The organism is Roseateles sp. (assembly GCF_044373315.1).
Taxonomy (GTDB): Bacteria; Pseudomonadota; Gammaproteobacteria; order Burkholderiales; family Burkholderiaceae_C; genus JACDQM01.
In genome coordinates this window covers 1-4,908 of the sequence record NZ_JBILQK010000166.1, presented here as the reverse complement: position 1 = coordinate 4,908, position 4,908 = coordinate 1, and the positions used below count along the sequence as shown (strand labels likewise).

Sequence of the window (4,908 nt, the reverse complement as noted above, 5' to 3'; positions counted from 1 at the left end):
CGAGCTGATCGCACAGCGGCGCGAGACAGCCAAGCCGTTCTCGGCCGAGTGTGTCGACGCGCTGCAGCGACTGCTGTGCAACTCCGAGAACACCATGTCCAGCGTGGTGGCCACATTCAATGCACCGCTGACGATCTTTGCCGATGCGGTAGTCGATGCGGCCACCAGTGCCGACGATTTCCGCCTTGAGGATGTGCGCAGGCGTCGGATGTCGGTCTATGTGCGTATCCCTGCCAGCCGACTGGTGCATGCGCGACCGCTGCTGAACCTTTTCTTCTCCCAGCTGATCAGCCTCAACACCCAGCATCTGCCTGAGCAGGATCCAACGCTGCGGCTTCAATGCCTGCTGGTCAATGACGAGTTCACGGCGATGGGCCGGGTGGGTGTCATCTCAACTTCCGCCGCCTTCCTTGCTGGCTACAACCTGCGCCTCTTGACCGTCGTGCAAGCCATGTCTCAGCTCGATGCCGTCTATGGCGACAGGGAGGCCCGGACATTCGCGACCAACCATGGCCTTCAAATCCTCTTCGCGCCACGCGAGCAACGCGATGCCGATGAATACAGCGCCATGCTAGGCCACTTCACCGAACGGGCCACCTCCCGCGGCCGCACTCAGTCCTTCAACGGTCAGGGGCACAACAGCAGCACGAGTCGCAACGAGAGCGAGCAGCGACGGGCCCTGCTGCTGCCGCAGGAGTTCAAGGAGCTGGGCCGCGAGCGCCTGGTCGTCATCCTTGAAAACTGCAAACCCATCCTCGCAGAGAAGCTCTGCTACTACCGCGACAAAGCCTTCATCTCACGCCTGCTACCCCCACCTGCTGTGCCTTGCATGGACATGGACTTGCATCTGGCCCGGAGTCAGCAGCGCTGGCGCTATGCAGCCGACGAGCTGGCGCCGGGTGAGACCTTGGAAGTTCAAGAGATGGCTCATGACGTGAGCCAGCTTCCCGAACTGACCGACAAGAGCACAGAGGAAGTCGCCGAGGCAGTCGTGCAGTTCTTCGCCACGAGCAACGCCGATGCCAGCCCGGGCGGGGCCATCGAGGACGCCACCGACGACGCAAGCGTCCTGATCTCTGAGGCTGATGCCACTCAGCCCGTCACCAAGGTCTAGATTCTGGAGTCGAGTGATGCAGAGCCCTCTCACACCCACCACCGCCTTGCTCGCCTGGCTTTTGCTGGCCTCCTGCAGCTCGCCCCCGGAGCCGCCAACCGTGGACGGAGCGCACAGGCGACCGGTCAACTCCCAGCCGTTCGTCGAGCTGCAGGTCTGCAAGCACGACCTGCACAACAGTCGTCTGCGGTCCGCAGAGGCTCAGCGATCTGCACAGTCCGCAGCTGCCGCACTCGCACGATCGGCGGCACTCCATCAGGTGATGGTCGCGATGCAGCCGCGCCCTGTTCAGCCGCCCCTGGCAAACAGCGTTTTCACGGTGTACTTCGATTTCGGAAGCACACGCGTCTCCATACCGCCCGACTTGGCACCCGTGCTGATCAGCGAAAGCAAGCGCGCGCCGATGGTGCTGCTACGAGGCCGCACTGACGGCACCAGCAACGCCCGTTCAGAAAGCCGTTTGGCGAACGAACGCGCCACTGCGGTGCGCGACTATCTTGTCGCCGCTGGCGTCGACCCGGCCCGCATCCGCACCACCTATCAGCCGATCGGCGACCACGCGGCAGACAACGACAGCCCCTCAGGTCGACGTTCGAACCGCCGCGTGGAGATAGAGCTGTATCGCCTGCTGCCTGTCGCCGCAAATGCCGCCACCCCAACCCAGCCCTGATCCGCTCCGTTCGACGCCAGCGAGGTTGCCATGGATGAAGCCCACACCCCCAGTCGCCAAGCAGCCTCCTCCAAGGGAGATGCCGTAGAACCCGTCAAGCGGGCCACGGTCGGCGTGCAGCGGTTCGGGACCGCAGAGATATCCGGCGAGCGCTACGCGTTGCACGGTCCCCTCCCCGAAGCGACCGACCGCGCCGACATCCTCCCAGCAAGGATCACCAAAACTAAGCAGATTGGCAGCAGCCGCGCCTTTGCCGCGGCCGAGGGTGGCAAGCACTCAACGATCCTGAAAGCAGCCGGCGAGTGGCAGCGCGGCGCGCAGTTGCCAGCCGCGCCCGAGCGGAAGCTGGAAGCAAAGACTGCGCGCAGCGACACCCCCGAGGTCGTCGCAGCAAGACCGACGGACGGCGCCATCGCAGGCCGCCTGCAGTGGCAGCGAAAGGCCAGCCCTTTCGATGGCAGGCGAGCGCGCAACGCGCGTGTAGCCACAATCGAATCCGGGCTGAATGATCGCTATTTCATCATCCATATGCCACCGCGCGTCGGTGGCGCATTGAGCACCGGTCAGACCGAGTACCGCTTGCGTGGCGACAGTTCGCGGGTGGCATTCACAGAATCGACCTCCCGTCTGGCGACCGACACCAACAGCCCCTCGGTCGCGCGCTCCATGATCGATGTGGCCGAGGCGCGCAACTGGACAACACTGCGCGTTTCGGGTCATGCGGACTTCAAACGCCAGGTGTGGCTCGAAGCCTCGCTTCGCGGCCACAAGACCATTGGCTACGAACCAAACCCCGGCGACCTGGAGCTGCTCAAGCGAGACCGGGAGGCGCACCTTGTGAGCCGCATCGAGCCGAGACCAGGCGCAGCCAGCTCGAACACGAGCACGGCACCAACCGAGAAAACGTCTGCGCGCAGCGGTGGCGGCCGCAAGGCGGTACTGGCTGCCATCGAGGCAGTGCTGGTCTACAAGCAGGTGCCTGAGCAGCAGCGCACCGCCGTGATGGCCGTAGCGGCCGAGAAATTGTCTCAGCGACTTCCCAATGGCCAGGCGCCAAAGATCAAGCTCTACGACAAGGCAGCGCCAGCTCCAAGGCCTGTTGCCTTGCAGCCGCTCCAGATGCCGCGCTCATGGGAGCGAGCAAAGCCCTCACCGACACGATGAAGCCAGACTGTGAACGCATCGCCGCATGACAACAAGGCAGACGCTGCGCTATACGAAATCGCAGGTCGACGATTCGAGAGCGGATCCCCTGGCTTTGTCGAGGCTCTCGCTCAAGCCCACGCCACGCGCCAGCGTCCGCGCTGCCTGTGCCAGCCTGACGGCGTTGAAATGTATGTCGCGCGCCGGGTCGGACTGAGTGCCAGCTACATCGTCAAGCGTCTGCCCGACACCGGCAGCCTTCACGCGCCGCACTGCCCTTCCTACGAGCCGCCGGCCGAGTACTCTGGACTCGGGCAGTTGCTGGGTCGCGCGATCAACGAAGACCCAGCGACTGGCGAGGTTCGACTGAAGCTGGACTTCTCGCTGAGCAAGCTGACAGGTCTGGCGCATGCGTCACAGAACAGCGCTACCAGCGACAGTGTCAGCAGCGAAGGCGCAAGGCTCACCTTGCGCGGCCTTCTGCACTATCTGTGGGAACAGGCGGACCTGACACGATGGCATCCGAGTTTCGCGGGCAAGCGGTCCTGGGCCGTGGTTCGCAGGCATCTGCTCCAGGCGGCCGAAAACAAGATCGTCGGCACTCACGCGCTCCAGTCCCGGCTCTACGTCCCCGAATCGTTTTCAGTAGATCAGCGAGAAGCCCTCAACACAAGGCGGCAGTCACAGTGGGCCAATGCGATGGCATTGCCGGGCCAGTCGAAGCCTTTGATGCTGCTGATCGCCGAACTGAAGGAGATCGTGCCCGCCCGGTACGGCTACAAGGCCGTCATCAAGCACATGCCGGACCAGACCCTTGCACTCGACGAGGCGATGTACCGTCGCCTCGTGCGCAGGTTCGAAAACGAACTCAAGCTCTGGGCTGCGTCGGACGCGCTGCATCTGGTGATGATCGCAACGTTCCATGTCAGTCCGGCGGGAACGCCGGACATCGAGGCACTGTCGCTGATGACGGTGACTGCCGAGTGGATTCCAGTGCAGGACGGCTACGAGCAGCAGCTCGTCATGACGCTCGTCGCAGAGCGCCGCAGCTTCGTGAAGGCCCTGCGCTACAACCTTCCCGCGAAAGCGCAAATCGCCTTCGCCATGCTGACTGATGTGTCGGCCGCACCGCTGCTCATGGCCATAGAGTCCCCGATGGGATGCGCCTCATCCATCACCGAAGCGGACTGGGTTTGGAGAGTCGAAATGCAAGCTGCGGTACCGGAACTGCCAAGGAAGTGATTCCAGCGACAAGACACTCCGTCGGTACCTGCCCTGAACGGCAGAGTGGGTGGATCCCCTGAAAACCGCTAGCTTTCAAATGCCAGGGCGGCTCAGTGCCCGGGCTGCCCTGGGCACAAGGCTTGCCGCATGTTCAGACAGCTGCACCTTGCGTGAAGGCTTCGACGGGAAGCTCTTCCGAACAGTTGTCATCGCAGACGCCCAAGTGTTTCGATCCCTGATCTATCAATCAGGTCCAAACCCTGGCCAGAAGCACTGGCCCATCAGCGGCCACGTTCAAGGTCGGCCGGCCCCACTCGCTGCACAGCTTGCGGTGCAACTGCCCGAGCTTTGATCCGCTGATCTGCCTGCATTTCCCTGACGAACTGGTTGATCGATCGCGCCAAGTCCTGATCGGCTGGGTCACTGGACATCGCCAGCCCGCGACTCAGACGGCTCCAGGCTTCAGCCGCGTCTGCCCTCTTCGCGACAGCCGCCGCCCCGGTCTTGACGGTTGGGCGAGTGTCGCGCAACTGGCCGTCTTTACGCGCCTTCCGGCGCCACAAGGGCTCATAGTTCTGGCTGCAGCCGCGTGTGGCTTGGCGCGTGGCCTCGGCTTCAATGCCGAGGCCTCGCAGTTTCGCGGCGAAAGTATCCCGCCATCGATACAGATCCGCCATGCGCGGGCAAAGACGTCTGCCCACTGTGGATTCGGCACGAACACTTAGATGCACATGGGGGTGGGCCTGATGGTCGTGCA

The 4,908-nt window shown here is 63.5% G+C and carries 4 protein-coding genes and 1 pseudogene; 4 read left to right on the top strand and 1 reads right to left on the bottom strand.

Annotation, left to right across the window (positions count from 1 at the left end; genetic code table 11):
- The 4 genes from ACIQ67_RS19605 to ACIQ67_RS19590 all read left to right on the top strand — a co-directional run.
- Positions 1–1,114: type IV secretory system conjugative DNA transfer family protein (locus ACIQ67_RS19605; RefSeq protein WP_397536054.1), on the top strand; the 1,114-nt coding region annotated here is incomplete at its 5' end.
- A gap of 16 nt (positions 1,115–1,130) precedes the next feature.
- On the top strand, positions 1,131–1,784 hold the full coding sequence (locus tag ACIQ67_RS19600) for an OmpA family protein (protein ID WP_397536053.1): 654 nt from the start codon (positions 1,131–1,133) through the stop codon (positions 1,782–1,784).
- Between the two features lie 30 nt (positions 1,785–1,814).
- Complete coding sequence (locus ACIQ67_RS19595; RefSeq protein ID WP_397536052.1) at positions 1,815–2,948, top strand: LPD7 domain-containing protein; 1,134 nt, start codon at positions 1,815–1,817, stop codon at positions 2,946–2,948.
- 9 nt (positions 2,949–2,957) lie between these two features.
- Entirely contained in the window at positions 2,958–4,169 is a 1,212-nt protein-coding gene (locus ACIQ67_RS19590; RefSeq protein ID WP_397536051.1) for a DUF1173 domain-containing protein, read from the top strand.
- Positions 4,170–4,432: 263 nt separating this feature from the next.
- On the opposite strand, the pseudogene ACIQ67_RS19585 reads toward ACIQ67_RS19590, so the two are convergent.
- Positions 4,433–4,908 (bottom strand): annotated as a pseudogene (locus ACIQ67_RS19585) (conjugal transfer protein TraS); the annotation flags it as partial.